Source organism: Mycobacterium sp. TY814, assembly GCF_030755175.1.
GTDB lineage: Bacteria > Actinomycetota > Actinomycetes > Mycobacteriales > Mycobacteriaceae > Mycobacterium.
Genome location: NZ_JAUFRY010000002.1, coordinates 102,787 through 122,561, shown reverse-complemented (window position 1 = coordinate 122,561; position 19,775 = coordinate 102,787). Strand labels below are relative to the sequence as shown.

Annotated in this window: 19 protein-coding genes; 8 read left to right on the top strand and 11 right to left on the bottom strand. The window is 66.3% G+C overall.

What is annotated here, in order from left to right:
- Positions 1-270: 270 nt before the first annotated feature.
- From QXH22_RS14460 to QXH22_RS14445, 4 genes are read right to left on the bottom strand one after another with little or no spacing between them, the layout of a single operon-like run.
- A complete protein-coding gene (locus tag QXH22_RS14460; RefSeq protein WP_306245042.1) occupies positions 271-1,308 on the bottom strand; it encodes a TIGR03857 family LLM class F420-dependent oxidoreductase in 1,038 nt (345 codons plus the stop codon).
- A complete protein-coding gene (locus QXH22_RS14455) occupies positions 1,305-1,682 on the bottom strand; it encodes a nuclear transport factor 2 family protein (protein ID WP_306245043.1) in 378 nt (125 codons plus the stop codon). Before QXH22_RS14455 ends, QXH22_RS14460 begins: the two co-directional genes overlap by 4 nt.
- Complete coding sequence (locus QXH22_RS14450) at positions 1,682-2,815, bottom strand: PHB depolymerase family esterase (protein ID WP_306276101.1); 1,134 nt, start codon at positions 2,813-2,815, stop codon at positions 1,682-1,684. Before QXH22_RS14450 ends, QXH22_RS14455 begins: the two co-directional genes overlap by 1 nt.
- A 9-nt stretch (positions 2,816-2,824) precedes the next feature.
- On the bottom strand, positions 2,825-4,465 hold the full coding sequence (locus QXH22_RS14445) for an NAD(P)/FAD-dependent oxidoreductase (protein WP_306276100.1): 1,641 nt from the start codon (positions 4,463-4,465) through the stop codon (positions 2,825-2,827).
- 90 nt (positions 4,466-4,555) lie between these two features.
- Here QXH22_RS14445 and QXH22_RS14440 point away from each other — a divergent pair, with 90 nt between their 5' ends.
- The 5 genes from QXH22_RS14440 to QXH22_RS14420 all read left to right on the top strand — a co-directional run bounded on the left by QXH22_RS14440 (position 4,556) and on the right by QXH22_RS14420 (position 8,896).
- Positions 4,556-5,572 carry a Rieske 2Fe-2S domain-containing protein gene (locus tag QXH22_RS14440; RefSeq protein WP_306276099.1) on the top strand — a complete coding sequence of 339 codons (1,017 nt, stop codon included), beginning with the start codon at positions 4,556-4,558 and terminating at the stop codon, positions 5,570-5,572.
- A complete protein-coding gene (locus tag QXH22_RS14435; RefSeq protein ID WP_306276098.1) occupies positions 5,569-6,195 on the top strand; it encodes a cysteine hydrolase in 627 nt (208 codons plus the stop codon). The genes QXH22_RS14440 and QXH22_RS14435 overlap by 4 nt, the downstream gene beginning before the upstream one ends.
- On the top strand, positions 6,192-6,809 hold the full coding sequence (locus QXH22_RS14430; RefSeq protein ID WP_306245052.1) for a PaaI family thioesterase: 618 nt from the start codon (positions 6,192-6,194) through the stop codon (positions 6,807-6,809). Before QXH22_RS14435 ends, QXH22_RS14430 begins: the two co-directional genes overlap by 4 nt.
- Positions 6,810-6,887: 78 nt before the next feature.
- Positions 6,888-8,525, top strand: coding sequence for an acyl-CoA synthetase (locus QXH22_RS14425; RefSeq protein WP_306245055.1), 1,638 nt, complete (start codon positions 6,888-6,890; stop codon positions 8,523-8,525).
- A complete protein-coding gene (locus QXH22_RS14420) occupies positions 8,522-8,896 on the top strand; it encodes a lipocalin-like domain-containing protein (RefSeq protein ID WP_306245057.1) in 375 nt (124 codons plus the stop codon). The genes QXH22_RS14425 and QXH22_RS14420 overlap by 4 nt, the downstream gene beginning before the upstream one ends.
- On the opposite strand, the gene QXH22_RS14415 is transcribed toward QXH22_RS14420, so the two are convergent.
- Both QXH22_RS14415 and QXH22_RS14410 read right to left on the bottom strand, forming a co-directional pair.
- Entirely contained in the window at positions 8,893-10,098 is a 1,206-nt protein-coding gene (locus QXH22_RS14415; protein WP_306276097.1) for a cytochrome P450, read from the bottom strand. The genes QXH22_RS14420 and QXH22_RS14415 overlap by 4 nt on opposite strands.
- Before the next feature lie 209 nt (positions 10,099-10,307).
- The gene (locus QXH22_RS14410) at positions 10,308-11,042 is read right to left on the bottom strand and encodes a YoaK family protein (protein ID WP_306276096.1); all 735 of its coding nucleotides are present in this window, start codon (positions 11,040-11,042) and stop codon (positions 10,308-10,310) included.
- A 151-nt stretch (positions 11,043-11,193) separates the two neighbouring features.
- Here QXH22_RS14410 and QXH22_RS14405 point away from each other — a divergent pair, with 151 nt between their 5' ends.
- Together QXH22_RS14405 and QXH22_RS14400 are read left to right on the top strand one after the other, a co-directional pair.
- Positions 11,194-12,249, top strand: coding sequence for a YihY/virulence factor BrkB family protein (locus tag QXH22_RS14405; RefSeq protein WP_306276095.1), 1,056 nt, complete (start codon positions 11,194-11,196; stop codon positions 12,247-12,249).
- Positions 12,246-12,368, top strand: coding sequence for a hypothetical protein (locus tag QXH22_RS14400; RefSeq protein WP_306276094.1), 123 nt, complete (start codon positions 12,246-12,248; stop codon positions 12,366-12,368). The genes QXH22_RS14405 and QXH22_RS14400 overlap by 4 nt, the downstream gene beginning before the upstream one ends.
- On the opposite strand, the gene QXH22_RS14395 is transcribed toward QXH22_RS14400, so the two are convergent.
- The 5 genes from QXH22_RS14395 to QXH22_RS14375 are packed head-to-tail and all read right to left on the bottom strand — an operon-like array spanning position 12,365 to position 18,286.
- Complete coding sequence (locus QXH22_RS14395; protein ID WP_306276092.1) at positions 12,365-13,549, bottom strand: acyl-CoA dehydrogenase family protein; 1,185 nt, start codon at positions 13,547-13,549, stop codon at positions 12,365-12,367. The two genes, QXH22_RS14400 and QXH22_RS14395, sit on opposite strands and share 4 nt — an antisense overlap.
- A 5-nt stretch (positions 13,550-13,554) precedes the next feature.
- Positions 13,555-14,592, bottom strand: a complete 1,038-nt coding sequence (locus QXH22_RS14390) for an acyl-CoA dehydrogenase family protein (RefSeq protein ID WP_306276091.1) — start codon at positions 14,590-14,592, stop codon at positions 13,555-13,557.
- Between the two features lie 3 nt (positions 14,593-14,595).
- The gene (locus QXH22_RS14385) at positions 14,596-15,450 is read right to left on the bottom strand and encodes an amidohydrolase family protein (protein WP_306276090.1); all 855 of its coding nucleotides are present in this window, start codon (positions 15,448-15,450) and stop codon (positions 14,596-14,598) included.
- Positions 15,447-17,072 carry an acyl-CoA synthetase gene (locus QXH22_RS14380; protein ID WP_306276089.1) on the bottom strand — a complete coding sequence of 542 codons (1,626 nt, stop codon included), beginning with the start codon at positions 17,070-17,072 and terminating at the stop codon, positions 15,447-15,449. Before QXH22_RS14380 ends, QXH22_RS14385 begins: the two co-directional genes overlap by 4 nt.
- 8 nt (positions 17,073-17,080) lie before the next feature.
- Positions 17,081-18,286 carry an amidohydrolase family protein gene (locus tag QXH22_RS14375; RefSeq protein ID WP_306245076.1) on the bottom strand — a complete coding sequence of 402 codons (1,206 nt, stop codon included), beginning with the start codon at positions 18,284-18,286 and terminating at the stop codon, positions 17,081-17,083.
- Between the two features lie 271 nt (positions 18,287-18,557).
- Between QXH22_RS14375 and QXH22_RS14370 the strand changes: the two genes are divergently transcribed.
- Entirely contained in the window at positions 18,558-19,772 is a 1,215-nt protein-coding gene (locus QXH22_RS14370) for a CaiB/BaiF CoA-transferase family protein (protein ID WP_306246394.1), read from the top strand.
- The last annotated feature ends 3 nt before the right edge of the window (positions 19,773-19,775 follow it).

The window sequence follows — 19,775 nt, the reverse complement described above, 5'->3', positions numbered from 1 at the left end:
CGACGACCCAGCGCCGCGGCCTCATCCTGCGAATCGCTGTGAATTGAGGCCGTCAGGCAATGGGTCAATTGCTGCTAACACCCAGAGTAATACCCATACCCGTAGGGGTATTCCTCGTGTGACCGGTGTCATACCCGAACCTCTGCCATCACACCCGGAGGTCAGGCCATGCCCCTGCGCCGTGATCGCCCCTGACGTTCCATTGCGCGAGCAGACGCAAACTCGCACGCTGCAGCGCGCTGCAGCGCGAGTTTGCGTCTGCTCGCGAGGCTAGGTGCGGTAGGCCGCGACCACGGGTTCGAGCTCGTCGGGTGTGGCGCCGTGCAGAATCACCGCGTCGGCGCCGTAGTCGAACTCGCGCCGAATCCGGTCGGCGCACTGCTCAGCCGACCCCGTCGCCGACGGTTCCAGCCATTCTTCGGGGATTAGCGTGGCGATGTGCTCGATCTGCTCCGGCGTCGCCTTGTGGTCGATCCCACCCGCGATCGAGGTGACCACCGAATCTTCCCGGAACCGTTGCAGCACAGCAGGATCCCAGTTGTTGGTCTTGACCATCAGATCGCCGTACCCCTGCAGATAGGTGGCCAGCCGGGCAACGGTCTTCTTCAGCCGCAGCGGCTCGGGCAGGTGATCCCCGACGGTGGCGAAGCACGACCACACCCGCACGCTGTCCGGGTCCCGGCCCGCTTTCTCCGCCGCGGACTTCACCGTGGCAACACAGCGCTGCAGCGTCTCCGGCGTGAAGTAGGTGTGCAGAATGACGTCGTCGAACGCCCGCCCGCCTAGCGCCAGCGTCTTGGGACCGAACGCCACCAGCGCCAACCTGATGTCCTCGTCGAAGTCGCGGTCCAGAAACAGGATGGGGTACTTACCCATCGGCCCATCGTGATTGAAGATCACCTCGCCGTGCCACAGCCGGCGCATGACCTGCGCCCAGTCCTCCATCTGCGCCGTGGTCACCGCCGGAATGCCGAACGCCCCGTAGATCGCGGCGATACCGCGACCGATGCCCAGGGTGAATCGTCCACCGGACAGCCGGTGCATGGTGGTGGCCCAGGAACCGGTGATCAGCGGATGACGCGTGTTGTGATTCGTTGCGGCAGTGGCAATTTGCATGCGGCTGGTCACCGCGCACGCCGCTCCTACCAGCGAGGAGGCCTCCTTGACGTTCCAGCGTTCGGAGATGAAGGCGGTGCCGAAGCCGAGCTCCTCACCACGACGTGCCTCGTCCATCAGCGTTGCGGGTCCCTCACCGCCCGCCCCCGCCAGCAGGTAGTAGCCCAGTTCGTCGAGCACCCGTTCACTCACTTCCAAACCCCTTGCTGATAGCCGCAATTCCAGACCTCGGTGATCCGGCCGTCGACCACGCGGAACACCTCGATGCTGGCCACGTTGGTGACGCCGCCGTCGGCCATGACCGTCGAGTCATAGACGATGGCGACGTGCTCGCCGTCGTCGCCCGCAACCACGATATTCAGGTCGAAGTGCAGCGACTCGCACACCTGCCACATGTCGGCGACGCGTTGCACCGCCTGGGCGTGGGTCAGGGTCTGAGCCGCACCCACCCCGTGCCGAATGACGTTGTCGGCGAACAACTCGTCGGCGAGTTGCAGGTCCTGCTCGTTCCACACCACCAGGTTGTAAAGCTCCACCACCTCGCGCGCGGTGCGCACTGCCCCCATCAATCGGCCGTCCGCAGCGACATGTCGTCTCTAACCTCGCGCAGGAACCGCTCGGAGATGGCCTGCACGCGGCGGGAGAAGACATGGCTGACGTGGCCGCCGCCGTACCAGTGCAGTTGACCGCCCCACTTGTCCTGCAACACCAGCGCCGGCTCCAGCATCGCCATCCGGTCGTGGCGCGCGGCGACAATCAGCCGGCGCTGCGGCGGGGGTGCCGGGTCGGCCATCAGCGGATCGATGACGGTGGTGAGCCGGGAGACCACCTCGGACTGCAGCAACCTCCGGTACTCGCGGTGTGACGACCCCGAGCGCCCGAGGTGTCGCGCGATCATCGCGTTGAGCCCCAGGATGGGCGTATACAGCGCCACGGCGTCCACCTCCCGCTCGAGGTGCGACACCAGCGCGGCAACCGGACTGCCCATCGAAACCCCGGCAACCACAACCGCGGTGGCTTGCCGCCGGGCCCAGCGCACCACCGCCCGGATCTCCGACACCGACCGCATCATGCCGGCGACGTTGCCCAGCGGGTCCATGTCCGGATAACTCGGCCAGTAGCCCTTCCGGCTGCCGTGGCCGGGCTGGATAGGCATCGCGACATTGAACCCCAGGCCGTGGTGAATCCGGTCGATGCGCGACATCAGCATGTCTTCGGCCCCGCCCTGGCCGGCCCCGTGAATCCAGATCAGCCACGGCCGCGGACCATCGCGGTGCCGGCACAGATGCACCGCGGCCCGCGACGGGCCGCCGAATCCCTCGTCGGTCAAAGTCTGCGGCAGCGCCGGATCATGCTCGAAAGACAAGCGCTCATAGGCCAGTCCGGCGATCTTGCGCCGCTTGATCGCCCGCACCCGCAGCGCAGCCGGTTCGGCGTGCGCGCCGTCGATGCCCAGCGCCGACAACTCCTCAGCTGCGGCCGCGCAGGCGTCCAGCGATCGGATGCTGCGCGGCGCGCTGCCCCCCAGCACCGAAAACCCGGTCAGCACAAGCTCATCGAGGAATACTTCGCCGAACTGGCGGACACCCCGCGGGGCCGAGGGCTCCGACCGGGTCGACTCGTTGAAGCCGGCCACCGTCCGCGGCAGCACCATCCCCAGTTCTCGGGTGATACCCAGCCCACGCTGTGCCCACGACATACCAATCACCTACCTCAGCTTGAAACCGGTATAGCCGCTCGCCGCGATTTCGTCGCAGCGCCGCCGGTATTCGGGAATTCCGCCGGTATAGCCCATGTACATCCGCCTCTTGCCGGGCACATTGCCCCCGTTGTACCAGGAGTTGCAGGACGGGTGAACAAGCACGGTCGGCGCCACCAGCGCCGTGGTGTGCTCGATCCAGTCCTGTTGCGCACTCTCTTGCGCCTCGATGCAGCGCACACCGTTGGCGCGCAGGTAGGCGATGCAGTCGCCGATCCACTCGACGTGCTGTTCAAGCGCCGCAACGAAGTTCGTCGCCGCGCTGGGGCTGCCCGGTCCCTGGATCATGAACAGGTTCGGAAATCCGGCAATCGCCAGGCCGAGGTAGGACAACGGGCCGGCGTCCGCCCAGAATCGGCTCAGCTGCACGCCGTCGCGACCCTGAATGTCGATGCGGCTCAGCGCTCCGGTCATGGCATCGAAGCCGGTGGCGTAGATCAGCACGTCAAGTTCGTACTCGCGTCCGCCGGCGCGGATCCCGGCCGGAGTCACCGTATCGATCGGGTCTGCGCGCAGGTCGACGAGGGTGACGTTGTCCCGGTTGAACGTTTCGTAGTAGCCCTGGTCGATGATGGGGCGCTTGCAGGCGAAGGGATGTGCGGGCACCAGCGCCGCGGCCGTCTGCGGGTCCCGCACGATGCGGGCCACCGCCTCGCCGTAAAGCCGTGCGGCCATCCGGTTGGCCTCAATGTCGAAGAAGACGTCGCCCCAGTTCAGCGCGCCGAGCACGCCTTTGTCGTCGATAGCGCGCAGTTGCTCCTCCCGGGTGGCCGCTTTCAGGGGCGGACTGCCCAGCATCTCCAGCAGCACCGAGAAGGCACTGAGGCGGGCCGCGCCGATCGGGTGAGCCCGTTGCGCCGCCCGGATCTCGCCGTAGCGGGCCTTCATCGCGTCCAGTTCACCCGGTTCGAACCGGTGCACCTGCCAGGGCAGGGTGTAGGGCGCCGACCGTTGAAACACCAACAGCTGCTGCGCCTCCCGGGCCACCACCGGGATGAGTTGCACTCCGGTTGAGCCGGTGCCGATGACGCCGACGCGCCGGCCGGCCAGATCGACGCCGTCACGCGGCCAGCGGCTGGTGTACAGCGACGTTCCGACGAATGACGCCATGCCGGCAATGTCGGGCTCCAGCGGGACGGACAGGATGCCGGTCGCGGCGACGACAAACGGCGCCGTGATCGTCTCGCCCGCCTCGGTGCACACCTGCCACATCGCCATGTGCTCGTCGAAGGTCATGGCGACGACCCTGGTGTTGAACGTGATATCGCGACGCAAGTCGAGGCGGTCGGCGACGAAGTTCAGGTACGCCTCGATCTCGGGCTGGGCGGGCATCGATTCCGTCCACACCCAGTCCTGCTGGATCTCCTCGGAGAAACTGTAGGAGTATTCGATGCTTTCGATGTCGCAGCGCGCGCCCGGGTAGCGGTTGAACAACCAAGTGCCACCAACGTTTTCGGCCGCTTCCAGCCCACGCGCGCGCAGGCCTAGCTGACGCAGGCGGTACAGCATGTACAGCCCGGAGAAGCCCGCGCCGATCACCAGGACGTCGGCGCCGGTCGACGCCTCGGTACCGGCAACCGCTTCAGTCATCTCGCTCCTCGCGACACCGGATGAGTAGAGCCAACGTGCTGAAATCTATACTGTAACGAATTTAGTATCAGACGGCGGGAGGTGTCCGGCTTGCAGGTTCCGTTCACCTGGAAGGTCACCGGTTGGTTCATGATCGGCTGGTCGCCGGAGTTTCCGGCCGGCGAAGTCCGGCCGCTGCACTACTTCGGCGAAGACCTGGTTGCCTACCGCGACGAGTCCGGCGAACTGCACGTGCTCGAAGCGCACTGCAAGCACCTCGGCGCACACCTCGGCCACGGCGGCACGGTGGTCGGCGACTGCGTGCAATGCCCCTTCCACGGCTGGCGCTGGGGACCCGACGGCACCAACCGCTACATCCCCTACCAACCGGACCGCCCCAACAAGGCGCTGACGCTGCGGACCTATCCGGTCACCGAGCAGTACGACTGCGTCTTCCTGTGGCACCACCCGCTCGGCGGCGACCCGCAATGGACGATGCCGGACATCTTCGGCAAGTTCCCGCAGTTCGAGACGGACCCGGCCGCCTACTACCGGGCGTACCCGGAGTTCTCCCGGCGCGCCGAGCGCGAACCGGTGCACCCCCAGATCGTGGCGGAGAACGCACCAGACAGCGCTCATTTCGAGTACGTGCACCACGCCTCGGTGACACCGCGGGTGCTGGACTGGACGATCGCCGAACACGAATGGCGGTTCGTCGCCGGCTGGCCCGACGCCCGCAGCGACAACCCCGACGATCTCGCGCTACGTTTCCACAGCCACCTGTTCGGCCTCGGCGGAGCGATCAGCGTGTTCGAGGGTGCCCAGAATCATCGCCTGATCTTCACCTGCACGCCGGTGGACGACGAATGCTCGGACCTGTTCTATTCCATCTGGTGGCCGCGGACCCCGGGCGACACCGGCGAGGTGCCGCAGGGCAAGCTGCGCGAGCTGATCGAGAAGCAGTTCCTGTCCACCGTGTTCGACGATCTGGAGATCTGGCGCTACCAGAAGTACGTCGAGCATCCGGCGCTCTCCAAGACCGATGCGAAAGGGTATATGGCACTGCGCAAGTGGGCTCAGCAGTTCTACGACGTGCCACCTCGCGGCACGATGAACGCGTCCGCATGAAGCCCGCGCTCGCCCAGCTGGTGGCACCCGGGCACACCGCCGTCGTCACCCAGGAGTGCCAGGGCGCGGTGATCGGCCCCGATGCCGGACTGCCCTTGCTGGCGGCCGAGGCCCGCCGCGTCGCTTTGCCCAACATCGTGCGACTGCTGCCCGCCGCCCGCGCCGCCGGAGCGCACGTCGTGCACTGTCTGGTGCGGCGGCGACCGGACGGACTCGGCTCCAATCACAACGCCAGGATCTTCGCGATGAGCGGCGGTACCGTCGACCTCGCGCCCGGCACACCTGGTGCCGCTCTGCTGCCCGAATTAGGTCCTGAGCCAACCGATCTGACGCTGAGCCGGTGGCACGGTGTCGGGCCGATGGGCGGTACCGATCTGGACGCGGTGCTGCGCAACCTGGGTGTGACCACCATTGTGGCAGTAGGCGTCTCGCTCAATATCGCGATCCCCAACCTGGTGATGGACGCGGTGAACGCGGCCTACCGGGTCGTGGTACCGCGCGACGCCGTCGCCGGCATCCCTGCCGACTACGCCGACGCGGTCATCGCCAATTCGCTGTCGCTGCTCGCCACCATCACCACCACCGACACGTTGCTCGAGGCCTGGGCTGAAGGGACACCATGACAGACACGACCAGCGAGATCCGGGGTGGTTTCCCCGATGTCCGGCCCCTCGAGGCGCCGCCGGGGCTGGAGCGCTACATCACCGCCCTGCGCCGGCTGCAGGACCTGACGGTGTCGACCAAACCCGACGCCGCGGCGTGGGACGCCGCCAGCGATCATCTCGAAAGCGCCTGTGCCGTACTGGAATCCCATCGCGTGCCCGAGATCGAGGTGCCGGCCGGCCGCGTCCTGGAAATCCCGGGCCTGGGCCATCCGCTGATGCCACCGTGGACGCTGACCACGATGGGCTCCGACGAAGTCGTCATGCAGGGACACTTCACCCAGTCCCATGTGGGCGGGAACCACGCGGTGCACGGCGGCATGATCCCGCTGTTCTACGACTGGCTGTTCGGCATGGTGGTCACCGGTGCCGACATCCGTCCGACCCGGACGGCCTACCTGCACGTCGACTACCGCAAGGTCACCCCGATCGACGAACCGCTGACCGCGCATGGGCACATCGACCGAATCGAGGGCCGGAAGGTGTTCATCACCGCCAGCATGACAAGCTCCGATGGTGCGGTACTCACCGAGGCCACCGGCCTGATGGTCCGCCTGCTCCCCCACCAACCGTAACGGCGCGAGCAGACACAAAATCGCACCCGTCGGGGCCCGCGTGTGCGATTCTGCGACTGCTCGGCAGGAAGGACTCACGTGCCTGAATTCACTGTGCCCGCTGTCGCGGCGGCCATTGCCGCCGCTATTCCCGACCGCGAACTGGTGGTCCAGGGCGACAAGCGCTTCACCTACGCCCAGATCGTCGAACGGTCCAACCGGCTGGCCGCCTACCTGCACTCGCGCGGCCTGGGCTGCCACACCGAACGCTCCGAGCTCCCCGGCCACGAGGCCGGCCAGGACCTGCTGGGCCTGTACGCCTACAACGGCAACGAGTTCGTCGAGGCGCTATTCGGCAGCTTCGCGGCGCGGGTCGCTCCGTTCAACGTCAACTACCGCTACGTCAAGAAGGAGCTGCAGTACCTGCTGGCGGACTCCGGGGCGACCGCGTTGCTCTACCACGCGGCCTTCGCTCCGCAGGTGGCCGAGGTGCTGCCCGATCTGCCGAATCTGCGGGTGCTGATCCAGATCGCCGATGACTCGGGCAACGAACTGCTGGACGGGGCAGTCGATTACGAGAGCATCGTGGCGGAGCCCGCCGACCCACCGCCGGTGCAGCACTCGCCCGATGACCTGTACGTGCTCTACACGGGCGGCACCACCGGAATGCCGAAGGGCGTGCTGTGGCGCCAGCACGACATCTTCATGACCTCCTTCGGCGGCCGCGACCTGATGACCGGACAGTTCGTGACTTCTGTCGAGGAGATCGTGACGCGGGTGAGCGCCGGTCCCGGCACCAAGGTCATGGTGTTGCCGCCGCTGATCCACGGCGCCGCGCAGTGGACCGTGATGATGGCCGTGACGACCGGGCAGACGATCGTGTTCCCCACGGTGGTCGACCATCTGGATGCCGACGACGTGGTGCGCACCATCGAGCGCGAGCGCGTGGCCGTGGTGTCGGTGGTCGGTGACGCAATCGCCCGCCCGTTGGTCGCCGCGATCGAGAAGGGGATCGCCGACGTGTCGTCGCTGTTCGTCGTCGCCAACGGCGGCGCCCTGCTGACGCCCTACGTCAAGCAGCGCCTGATCGACGCGCTGCCCAACGCCATGATCGTCGACGGCGTCGGGTCCTCTGAGACCGGTGCCCAGATGCACCACATGTCCACCTCGGGCGCGGTGTCGACCGGCACATTTACCGCCGGACCGGACACTTTCGTTGCGGCCGAGGACTTTTCGACGCTCCTCGCACCAGGCCACGACGGCATCGGCTGGCTGGCCCAGCGAGGTTATGTGCCGTTGGGTTACAAGGGCGATGCCGCGAAGACGGCTGCGACCTTCCCGGTGATCGACGGTGTGCGCTACGCCGTCCCCGGCGATCGCGCCCGCCATCACGAGGGCGGCCACATCGAGTTACTGGGACGGGACTCGGTCACCATCAACTCCGGCGGCGAGAAGATCTTCGCCGAGGAGGTCGAGACCGCGATCGCCTCGCACCCGGCGGTCGCCGACGTGGTGGTCGCCGGCCGCCCGAGCGAGCGGTGGGGCCAGGAGGTGGTCGCGGTCGTCGCCCTGGCCGAAGGAGCCAGCGTCGAGGCTCAGGAACTGGTGGCCCACGCCGGCCAGTCACTGGCTCGGTACAAGTTGCCCAAAGCGGTCGTGTTCCGCAGCGTGATCGAGCGCAGCCCCTCGGGCAAGGCCGACTACCGGTGGGCGCGCGAGCAGGCACTGAATCCATGACTCTGCGACAGGCGCTGCCGGGCGGCTGGCTGCTGGAGTCCTTCGTCTCGCGCCGTGACGGCACCGGTCCCGTCCGGTACCCGTTCGGCGAGCATCCCTCCGGCCTCATCCTGTACACCACCGATGGCCACATGTCCGCGCAGCTGACGCCGGGCACCGGCGAATTCGTCTCCTACGGAGGGCGATTCGAGGTCGACGAAGCGGCAGCAACCGTCACCCACCACGTCATCATCGCGACGATGCCGGAACTGTTGCTAGAGCCGCAGATTCGGCACGCGCGGGTCGAGGATGACCGGTTGACACTGTCGGCCCGCCAGACCACGGACCAGGGCGCCATACACAGCACCCTGGTCTGGCGCCGCGACGGCTAATCCAGGACCCGGACCGGTACGTGGCTCCAGCCGGCCACGTTCTGCATGTTGACGCGCCGGCACCCTGACCAGTCCACCTCGTAGCGCGGCATGAAGTCGAGCATCCGGTCCAGGGCGATCGTGCTCTCCAGCCGCGCCAGGGCAGCGCCGAGGCAGCTGTGGATGCCGTAGCCGAGCCCGAGGTTCTGCGCCTGGGTGCGGTCGCGATCGATCTCGAATGTGTCGGGATCCTTCCACGCCAACGGATCCCGGTTGGCCGAGGCACCCACCAGGAAGACCGGTTTGCCGGCCGGGATGGTCACGCCGTGCAGCATGACGTCGCGGGTTGAACGCCGGACGTTGTACTGTGCTGGTGCCTCGTAACGCAGCAGTTCCTCCACCGCGAGTGGGATCTTGGAGCGATCGTCGAGCAACTTCTGCCACTGGTCCGGAAACTTCGCGAACACCACGGCGGCGTTGCCGATCAGCTTGGTGACGGTCTCGGCCCCGGCACCTCCCAATAACGTTGCGAATTCTGTGATCTCGATGTTCGTCAGGTGGCCCGTCTCGCCGTTGTCGCGTTCGATCTCTGCCACGATCAGCCTGCTCAACAGATCGTCGCCCAGTTTTTCGCGACGCTCTTTGGTGAGCCGGTAGTAGTAGACGGCCATGTCGACGGCGGACTTCTGCCCGCTCTCGCCCATCTCGACCTCACCCGGACCGCGGTGCAAGAGATCGTCGATCCACAGTCGGATCTGCTGCCGGTCCCGCTCCGGCACTCCCTGCAACGTGGTCATCACGTCGACCGGAAAGAGCGCCGAGAAATCCTGGACGAAGTCGAAGTGAGCCGGATCCACCGCGGCCAGATACGTGTCGACCACCCGAGTCACCAGCGGCCGCAACGCCTGGATGGCCCGCGGCGTGAACACCTTGTTGAGCAGACCGCGCATGCGGCGGTGCGCGGGTGGGTCCATCGCAATGATCGAGCCGTGCTCGGTCACGTGCCCCGTGCGCACCTGAGCGAGGTCCACGCCGTATGCCGACGAATAGGTCTGGTAGTCCTTGAATGCCGCGGCGACGTCTTCGTGGCGGGTCAGCGCGTAGAAGTCGTACTGCCGGCTGTAGTAGACGGGCGCTTCGTCGCGCATCCGGCGGTACGTCTGGTAGGGACTGGTGAAGAAGTCTTCGGAGAACGGGTCGAAAACCACCGTGGCAGCGGTCATGAACTCCTCGTCTTCCGCCTGCTCCGGCAACCTGAGGTGCGTCCGGTAACTCTTACAGTATAGAAAACAAGTGCCCGCCGGAAGCCGAGCAGACACAAACTCGCACCGAAACCCGCACTCGCGTGCGAGTTTGCGGCTGCTCGCCGGGAATCCGGCGGGTTACCTGCCGAAAGGGTGGGAAATTTACCCCTGTGAGCGAGCCATGTTGCCTAGTTTCCTCCTGCGGGCTGCGGTGCGCCCTCCGTGATCGCAGCGCCGCTGTAGCGGTTCTGCACTAGGTACGCGGTACCCAGCGTCAGGCAGATCGCGGCGGGTATCAGCAGCGCGTACCCGCCGAATCGCGCGCCGGCCAGAATCCCTGCCACGCCGCCACCCAGGAACAGCAACAGCGTGACGCCCAGAATCGCGGCCTTCCACCTGTCGATGCCGTGCGTGCGGCTGCGCCCGATCATCAGCCCGAGGTCGGTGATGGTGCCGGTGAAATGCGTGGTGCGCACGGCCATTCCGCGGAAGCTCGAGGTGAGGCCGTTTTGCAGACCGAGGGCCGTTGCCGCCAACATGGCCTGTATTCCCGTGTCCATCGCGGTTGCTTCCACTCCGGCGGCGGCCAGTAACAGCAGTGTCGCCTGCATCGTCAGCACCGTGGCATGACGCGCGCCCAGCGTGGCCCGGTCGGAGGACAGCAACGCGCCAGCAACTGCCGAGCCCACCAGGAACCCCGACAGGATCGCGAGCAACACGTGGCTCTCGTAACGCCACGGGTTGGCGGTGTCCATGCCGAGCTGAGTGGTCACCCCGGTGAGGTTGCCGACCGGCACCGCCAAGATCATGAGCGCCACAGCGTTCACCAGACCCGCATTGAACGCCAATGCCGCGCAATAGCCGAGCAACCGGCCCTTCACGGGATCGCCGGCTCGGCTTACTCGCGTGACGTCGGTGGACATCGATATCCCTCCCCTTCGCCGCCGCGTCAGCGGTGGCCTGACCTCAATCTTGCGAAGGTGGCCTTGGAGGATTCTTGGGCGATTCTTGGGACGGCGCGCGTCAATTGCCCGCGCCGGGTGTGGACCGGCGCGTCGGCGGGAACCGGAGAGTATGGCCCGACACGACGCCGATGACGAGCGCAATTGCGCGCCCGATCCCGACGACCCGCGTAAACCCGATTCCCCGGACGACCTCACCAGGGCGTCGTGGTTGTTCGTGCTGCGCAAGACCGCGTACGAGTTCAGCAAGGATCAATGTCTCGACCTCGCCGCCGGACTCACCTACTACGCGGTGCTCTCGCTGTTTCCGGCGCTCCTGGTGCTGGTTTCGTTGCTCGGCGTGGTCGGTCAAGGGCGCCGTACCACCGACGCCTTGCTCGAAATGGTCGCCGGTGTGGCGCCCGCGTCGGCGGTGGACATGCTGCGCCAGCCCATTGCGCAGGTGGTCGACAACCCCTCGGCCGGTCTGGCACTGGTGTTCAGCGCGCTGGCGGCGCTGTGGTCGGCGTCGGGATATGTCGGCGCCTTCGGGCGCGCGATGAACCGCGTGTACGAGATCGGCGAGGGCCGCCCGATATGGAAGCTGCGTCCGCTGCAGTTGGGACTGACGTTCGCCGGCCTGGTGCTGGCTGCGGCGGTGGCCTTCATGCTGGTGATCAGCGGCCCGGTCACCGGGGCGGTCGGCAGCGCGTTCGGCTTGGGCAGCGCCGCCCAGACAGCCTGGTCGATCGCGAAGTGGCCGGCCATACTGGCGATCGTCACGCTCGTGGTGGCGATCCTCTACTACGCAACACCCAACGTCCGACAGCCCAGGTTTCGCTGGATCAGCGTCGGGGCCGGGGTGGCGATTGTGGTCTGGGCCGCCGCGTCAGTCGGATTCGGTTTCTACGTCAGCCATTTCGGAAGTTACGACAAGACGTACGGCGCGCTGAGCGGCGTGATCGTATTCCTGCTGTGGCTGTGGATCACCAATCTCGCGCTGTTGTTCGGTGCTGAACTCGACGCCGAACTCGAACGGGGACGGCAGCTGCAGGCCGGGATCGAGGCCGAACACGAATTGCAGTTGCCGCCCAAAGACACTCGTGCCCTGGCGAAGAAAGAAGCCGCCGCGCGCAAAGACATCAGGCGCGGGCGCCGGCTGCGCCGCACCCGGGGCGGAGGCGAATGATTCTGCCTCAGAACGCGTATCGCACCCGGTTCCGGGTCAACCTGGCAAGCGGCACCACCATCACGAAGTCGCTGGAAGCGAAGTGGGAGTCCGGGCAGAGCCCCACTTGGCATACCTAACCCACGGGTGCTGAGTAGGCCGGCTTGCCGAGGCCCAGCACGTGCTGGGCGATCATGTTGCGGAACACCTCCAGCGTGCCGCCGTAGATCCCGGCCAGTGGAGCAAAGCGGTACAGGTATTCCGAGGTCCCATTGTCGGCGGCACCGTCGGTCTCGATGGGCAGCACCGACGCCGGGCCGGCGACATCCATCAGGTCCGGCCCGATGTCGCGCATGGTCTGCGCCTGAGCGACCCGGCCGAAAATGCTCGGCGTCGACAGCGCCGCCTCCAACCGAGCCGCGCTGCGCCCCAGCCGATATGCGACCGACCCGTCGTCGATCGGTGGTACCCCGCTCGCATCCGGCTGTCCCACCCGGGCTGCCACGGCATCGAGGGCCGCGGACATGAACCCGGTCTGATGCTGCATGATCGCCACGTCCTGCAACCCGTCCGGCGCCGCGGCGACGGCACCGTGCTCGGCGTCCAGAGGTCCCCGCAATACCGTCCACCCCCCGTTGACCTCGCCGAGCAGATACTTCTCGTCGACCCGGACATCGCTGTAGTACACGATGTTGGTCCGGTCGCCGTCGACGGTGCGGATGCCCTGGATCTCGATGCCGGGCAGGTCGAGGGGGACCAGAAACATGGTCAGACTCTTGTGCTTTCGCGCACCGGGGTCGGTGTTGGTGATGAGGAAGACATACTGACAGTTGTGGGCGCCGGTGGTGAACATCTTGGAGCCGTTTATCACCCATTGATCGCCGTCGCGCACGGCGCGGGTCTTGCACGTTGCAATGTCCGAGCCGCCCTCAGGTTCGGTGTAGCCCAGGCACATGCGCACCTCGCCGGTGAACACCTTCGGCATCACCTCCTCGACGAGTTCGGGTTTGCCGAAGGCGGCGACGGCGCGCGCCACCATCGCCGTGGTGCCCCAGGTCACCCACGGGGTATGCACGCGCCGCTTCTCCAACTCCCAGATGCGACGGCGCACCCGGGTGAAGCCGCCTGCGGACAACGGCGTCCACTCTTTCTCCAGATATCCGGCCCCGCCGAAGGCCAAATGCACGCCCTCGTCGAAGTTGTCGCCGGTTTCCCGGTCACGCCGGCGAACCTCGTCGGTGACGTGTTCGGCGAGGAACGCACGGGTCTCGGCGAGAAAGGCCCGGTCATCGTCGTTGAGTGCAACAAGGCTGAAATCCATTGCGATTACACGCTTTCCCGCTCGGCAACCATGCGCCCCACCTGTTTTGCCGTCAGACCGGGGTCGCCTCCGGCCAGCGCCCACCCCCGGGCCCGGACCAGATACGCCGTCGCGGCGGCTTCCACCGATACCCCGAGACCGCCCTGGATGTGCACCGCCATGGTCGCCGCTTTGGGCGCTTCTTCGGCCATGAACACGAATGCGCACCCGGGCAATTCGGGCCGCTCGTCGGGCTCGTTGTCGAGAAACCATGCGGCGCGCCGCGCCAGGTTGCGGCCGCCCTGGACGGCGATCGCCATGTTGGCCAGCGGATGCGAAATCGCCTGCAGCGTCGAGATGGGCACTCCCAGGGTGTAACGCGTCTTGGCGAACTCGGCCGCGATCGTCATCGTCTGCTCGACCAGACCGGTCAGTGCTGCGGCGGTCAGCACCCGCCATTCCTCGACGGCACGACGGTACGCGGCGACGGCCTGCGGGCCTGTACCCAGAACCGTGCGCGAATCGGCAGTATCGGGATCCACCCAGGCCATCGGCAGTTGGCCGAGATTGGGCACCCGCTCGGGGCGGGTGGCGAAACTCAGCAGCAGGATGTCGTCACCGGCACGCACGATCACACCATCGGCAACCGCGGCGGACGGGACAAGACGCCGGCCGGTCGCGGGTTCCGGGGCGATATCCAGGCCGAGAATGCGGTTGCCGTCGACCGCGTCCGATGTCACCGCACCGAGCCGTTCGGCGAGGCGCGCCGCGCAGACGTGATCGATCCACGGCACGGGTGCCAGTGCCCGCCCCAGTTCCTCGGCGACCAATGCCAGATCCACCAGGGTCGCCCCGTCACCGCCCGCGTGCTCCCCTACCGCCATCGAGCTGGCGCCCATCGCGCACAACCGCTCCCAGAGGCTCTTGTCGAATCCCGTCTCCTGTGCGGCCCAGACGGTCTCGATGGGGCAATGGGTGTCCAGCAGCTCTCGGTAGGCCGATTGCAGGGCCTTGTGATCCTCGGTCAGGCTGTAGTCGATCCGGCGTAATTCGTAGCGATCCATTCGTTACCGCTCCTGATCCTTTCCGGCGCCGAAGAAGAACTCGTTGGCGTTGTTGTGAAGGTAGTTGTCGAGGACCTCGACCGGCAGGTCCAGCGCTTTGGCCTCGGGCACGACGCGGTGCTGGCGCAGTACCGGCCAGTCGGAGGCGAAGATGACCTTGTCGGGACCGCGGGTGCGCATGTAGTGAATTAGGCTGTCCGGCAACCGCTTCGGTGACCACGCCGAGGTCATCAGCCGCAGGTTGCGGTATTTGATCAGCATCCGTATCGCAATGTCCCACCACGGGTCGGCGCCGTGGATCATGCACAGCTTCAGCTCCGGAAAACGCACACACACCCGGTCCAGGTGAATCGGGTTCTGCACTTCGCCGGGGATGGGCGGTCCGGGCAGACCCGTGTTGACGCACAACGGCAGTTCGATCTCGGCGCACTTGGCGTACAGCGGGTAGTACACCGCATCACTGGGCGGATACTGGCCGTCGGCCCAGAAGCTGGGGCCCACCACCGCGTAGGCCACCGGTAGGTCGGCTGCCACGGCGGTCAACTCCCGCAACGACTTGACCGGACGCAGCAGGTTCATCCCGCCCATCGCGAGAGCGAATCGATCCGGCCGCTCTTCGGTGAACTTGCGTGCGGTGACCGAGGGTTTGGCAAGGTTGTCCATCAGAATGGCCTTGCGCACCCCGTGTTCGTCCATCTCATCGAGCAACGCGCCGAGGTCGACGGGGTCGAACATCGACTGCGGACCTTTGAAGTAGTCGTCGCGCACCCTGTTCATGAACTCGGGCTGGGCTTCGGTTTCACCGAAGTGCACATTGACGAGACAGTCGATCACCGGCCGTGGGTCAGGTGGCGTCATTGGCGGGATGTCCTTGCGGTGCTTGAGTTTTCGGCGTGGCAGGTGGCCCATCGGTAATCGGCCTTGCCGTTACCGAGCCGACGGATGCGATCTACCACGAGAAACATCTTGGGAACTTTGAACCCCGCCAACTCGGCGGCGCAGTGCGTTTGCAGCGCGGCCGTGTCCAGCTCGCCCACATCCCGGGGCTCGACCAGCGCGACCACTTCCTGTCCCCACCGCTGGCTGGCGCGGCCCACTACCAAGGCATCGGCGACGGCCGGGTGTGCTCGCAGCACCTCCTCGACCTCCTCGACGAACACCTTCTCGCCGCCAGTGTTGATCACCAGCGAATCCCGGCCGAACAACCGCAACGTGCCGTCGGCCTCCAGCGAAGCACGGTCGCCTGAAATCACCACCCGCTGCCCGTCGACGACCGGGAATGTCTTTGCGGTCGCGGCCTCGTCGGCGAAGTAGCCCAACGGGATACGGCCGGTGCGGGCCACCCAGCCGATCTGCGGTTCGCCCGGCTCGAGGAAGCGCCGGTAATCCTCCGACAGCACCAGGCCACCGGTCCGGATCGTGAAGGTGTCGGTTTGAGCACCCTGGCGGCTGTGCCCGAAACCCATGTTTCCCGTTTCGGACGAGCCGTATCCGTTGATCAGCGTGATGTGCGGGAGATACTTCAACAGCGCTTGTTGATGTTTGACGTTGGTGGCCGCCCCGCCGGTGCCGATCGCGAACAGGGCCGACAGGTCGTAGCTGCGCCGGCCGAGCTCCTCCACCAGCGGCGCCGCGTAGGCATCGCCCACCATGGTCATCAGGCCGACCTTCTCGCGTTCGGCGATCTCGAGCACCGCGGCGGGATCGAACTTCTGGCGGGTGTCGTACAGGACGGCCGTCTGCCCGGACAGGATGGCCGAGAAGGCGGTCCACATACCCGCGGCGTGCATCAGCGGGGACACCGCAAACCAGGGCGCGCCGGCCCGTCGCGCCCGCTGGTGAATCTCGGCCACGCCCTCGTGGTCGTCTCCATTCATCGACGCGACGTACATGTCCGCCTGCCGCCACAACACCCCTTTGGGCCGGCCGGTGGTACCGCCGGTGCAGATCATCAGCAGGTCGTCCGGTGACGGTGTGCTGGTGTGGTCGGAATCGCCCTGTGCCAGCGCGTCTTCGAGTGATACCGCGCCGGCGAGCTGGGGGGCATTGCGGCCGTCGTCGATCGACAGCAGCAGGTCTGCGCCGGGCAGCACATCGGCGAACTTCGCACCGAGAGATCGGTGGTAGATGACGCCGCGCGGCCTGACGTAGGCCAGCAGGTCGGCCACTTCGCGTGGGGTGTAGTAGTGGTTGACGTTGACCGGTACCACCCGCGCTTTCAGGCAGGCGATGACCATGTCGGGGTAGAGGTCGTTGTGCATGACCAGCGCGACCCGGTCTTGCCCGCATTCCCAGTTGCCCAGCGCAGCACGTTCGGCGTGCGCGCCGAAACCGTTGCCGGCCAGGTAGTTGGCTACTCGGCGGGTTCGGTCGGCGGATTCGGCGAATGTGCTTCGCCGGGTGCCGCAGACGGTCATCAGCCGATCAGGCACGGCGTCGGCGACCGCATCCAGTACCGCTCCGATGGTCCATTCGCTCATCGTGCGTGTTACACCGTGACGCTCGCGCCCAGCAGATCAAGGGCGTTGTCGCGCATCACTTTCCGGGTGTCCTCGGTACTGAACTCGGGAAACTGCGGGATGTCGGCGGTGAACGACATGGGATCGGCCAGGCCCTCTCCGTGTGGCCAGTCCGAGCCGAACAGAATCTTGTCCACGCCGATCGTCTCGGCGAGCAGCTTCACGTCGTCCTCGTAGTACGGCGCGATCCAGACATTGTTCCTCAGCTGCTCAACCGGGTCGGCCTTGAAGTGGTACGGCGCGGTGTTGGCCGCCTTCTTCAGCCGCTTGATCAGCCGGTAGACGAAGTACGAGCCATTCTCGATGCTCGCGACCTTCAGCGTGGGGTGCCGGGTGAAGACCTGGTGCACGATCATCGAGGCCATCGTGTCGTGGATCGCGCGGTCGTCCAGCAGCACCTGGTCGAGCGGGTCCTTCTTACCGAATCCCTCGAAGGTGGCCTTGCCGCCCCACAGCGCGTTGATGGCCAGATAGCCGCTGTCGCTGAGGTGGAACCCGACGGGAACGCCGGCCTCGGCCAGCCGGGCCCAGACCGGGTCATGCACCGGGTCCCCGAGCGAGCGGGGCTTGACTCGGCCAGGCACCGGAGCCGGCCGGACCAGCACCATCTTGGCACCTCGGCCGAGCACGAATTCGACCTCCTGGATGGCCATCTCGGGGTCGGCCAGGGAGATGATCGGCGCGGAGATGATGCGGTGATCGGGACGATCGAATCCCCAGTCCTCGTCCAGCCATTGGTTGAATGCGTGCACCGAGGCCATGGTGGCGTCGATGTCGCCTTTGAGGGCTTCCTCGACGCCACAGGCGAAGGTCGGCAACATGAAGACCGTCTCGAGATTCTGGGTGTCCATCACGCGCACCCGGGCCTCGCGATTCTGATACTCCGGATGGTTTTCCAGCCGGTCGACCTTCATCAGCGAGGCCGGGTCGACGCCGTCGGGAATCTCGCCGCGGAACAGCAAGTCCAGGCAGCCCGGTTCGATGATCGGGTCGAAGGTCGGGTTGGGGATGAACTGGTTGATGCGTTCGCCGATCACCGCCCAGGTTCGTTTGCCGTCCCGCAGCATCTGCACGCCGCGTCGCTTGAACTCCTTCGGCAGGTGGCGGGTGAACGAGTCGATCGGTTCGTAGTAGTGATTGTCGACGTCGATCGCCTGGTAGCCCAGCGTTGCCATCGTGGACGTCCTTCCCCAGTAAGCTGCGTGACCCGCCGACGCGCGGCCGCCCAGTACATACTGTATACCTATCGGTACTGCTTTCTGCAATGACCGCCGAGACCGTCGGAAGTCAGAAGAATGCCTGATCAGACGCCTCTCGGAGATCACTTCACGGACGCCTGCGCGGCGCAGCGACAGCCCGGGAATGCGTAGCCCTATACCGTACTGACTACAGTAGGTCTCACGTTCGACGCCGCCCAGGGAAAGAGGTCCGCCGATGATCAGGGTGATGGAGGGCATTCGGGTCCTCGAGGTCGCGCAGTTCACCTTCGTCCCGGCGGCGGGAGCGATCCTCGCCGACTGGGGAGCCGACGTCATCAAGGTCGAACACCCCCTGCGCGGAGACACCCAGCGTGGCTTCCTCAATATGGGCGGCATCCAGATCAACCCGGACCGCCATCCCCTGATGGAGCACCCCAACCGCGGCAAACGCAGCGTCGGTATCGACGTGGCCACACCGGGCGGTCAGGAAGTGCTCTACGAATTAGCCAAGGTTTCCGACGTCTTTCTCACCAACTACCTTCCCGCGCAGCGCCAGAAGAACAAGTTCGACGTGGAGCACATCCGCGCGGCGAATCCCGGCATCATCTACGCGCGCGGGTCGGCGTATGGCGACAAGGGGCCCGAACGGCACACCGGCGGGTATGACGGCACGGCCTTCTGGACCCGCAGCGGCGTGGGCTACGCCCTGACCCCCGCGGAACTGGGTGGCGCGCTGGGGCAAGGCATTCCGGCGTTCGGCGACTCCATCGGGGGGATGTTCATCGCCGGGGGCATCTCGGCGGCACTGCTGCACCGGGAACGCACCGGCGAAGCTGTCGAGCTCGACGTGTCATTGCTGAGCACCGCGTGGTGGGCGGCAGGTGCGAGCGTCACCCAGGGCATGGAGGCCGGAGAGGTGATGCGCACACCCATGCCCGGATCTCTCGCCCCCTCGGTCAACCCGTTCATGGGCAACTACCTGACCTCCGACGGCGGCACCATCAACCTCTGCATCATCAGCCCGACCGGGCTGATCCGGGATACCTTCGAGCATCTCGGAATTCCGGAGGCGGCCAACGATCCTCGCTTCTCCGAAGTGCTGCCCCTGATACAGAATGCCGATGCGGCCGGCAAGCTCATCGCCGACGCGTTCGCCGCCAAACCGTTCGCGTACTGGCGACAGCACCTGAAGACCATGAAGGGTCAGTGGGCGCCGTTCCAGAGCCTGCTCGACCTGGCCCAGGACGAGCAGGCGCTCGCCAACGACATGATCTCAGAGGTCGAAGTGGCCAGCGGCGGAGCGCCATTCAAAGTGGTACGCGGACCGGTTCAGTTCAACCACGAGCCGCTGCAAACCACCCGGGCACCACAAGCCTCCGAGCACACCGAAATCGTCCTTATGGAGATCGGGATGGACTGGGACCGCATCGCCGCCCTCAAAGACGCCGGCGCCATTGCCTGACCC

Bases quoted from the DNA above. Each gene is read 5' to 3' on its own strand.
- QXH22_RS14455 (WP_306245043.1), bottom strand. From the start codon at position 1,682: ATGGGGGCAGTGCGCACCGCGCGCGAGGTGGTGGAGCTTTACAACCTG.
- QXH22_RS14450 (WP_306276101.1), bottom strand. From the start codon at position 2,815: ATGTCGTGGGCACAGCGTGGGCTGGGTATCACCCGAGAACTGGGGATG.
- QXH22_RS14445 (WP_306276100.1), bottom strand. From the start codon at position 4,465: ATGACTGAAGCGGTTGCCGGTACCGAGGCGTCGACCGGCGCCGACGTC.
- QXH22_RS14435 (WP_306276098.1), top strand. From the start codon at position 5,569: ATGAAGCCCGCGCTCGCCCAGCTGGTGGCACCCGGGCACACCGCCGTC.
- QXH22_RS14430 (WP_306245052.1), top strand. From the start codon at position 6,192: ATGACAGACACGACCAGCGAGATCCGGGGTGGTTTCCCCGATGTCCGG.
- QXH22_RS14420 (WP_306245057.1), top strand. From the start codon at position 8,522: ATGACTCTGCGACAGGCGCTGCCGGGCGGCTGGCTGCTGGAGTCCTTC.
- QXH22_RS14415 (WP_306276097.1), bottom strand. From the start codon at position 10,098: ATGACCGCTGCCACGGTGGTTTTCGACCCGTTCTCCGAAGACTTCTTC.
- QXH22_RS14410 (WP_306276096.1), bottom strand. From the start codon at position 11,042: ATGTCCACCGACGTCACGCGAGTAAGCCGAGCCGGCGATCCCGTGAAG.
- QXH22_RS14405 (WP_306276095.1), top strand. From the start codon at position 11,194: ATGGCCCGACACGACGCCGATGACGAGCGCAATTGCGCGCCCGATCCC.
- QXH22_RS14400 (WP_306276094.1), top strand. From the start codon at position 12,246: ATGATTCTGCCTCAGAACGCGTATCGCACCCGGTTCCGGGTCAACCTG.
- QXH22_RS14395 (WP_306276092.1), bottom strand. From the start codon at position 13,549: ATGGATTTCAGCCTTGTTGCACTCAACGACGATGACCGGGCCTTTCTC.
- QXH22_RS14390 (WP_306276091.1), bottom strand. From the start codon at position 14,592: ATGGATCGCTACGAATTACGCCGGATCGACTACAGCCTGACCGAGGAT.
- QXH22_RS14385 (WP_306276090.1), bottom strand. From the start codon at position 15,450: ATGACGCCACCTGACCCACGGCCGGTGATCGACTGTCTCGTCAATGTG.
- QXH22_RS14380 (WP_306276089.1), bottom strand. From the start codon at position 17,072: ATGAGCGAATGGACCATCGGAGCGGTACTGGATGCGGTCGCCGACGCC.
- QXH22_RS14375 (WP_306245076.1), bottom strand. From the start codon at position 18,286: ATGGCAACGCTGGGCTACCAGGCGATCGACGTCGACAATCACTACTAC.
- QXH22_RS14370 (WP_306246394.1), top strand. From the start codon at position 18,558: ATGGAGGGCATTCGGGTCCTCGAGGTCGCGCAGTTCACCTTCGTCCCG.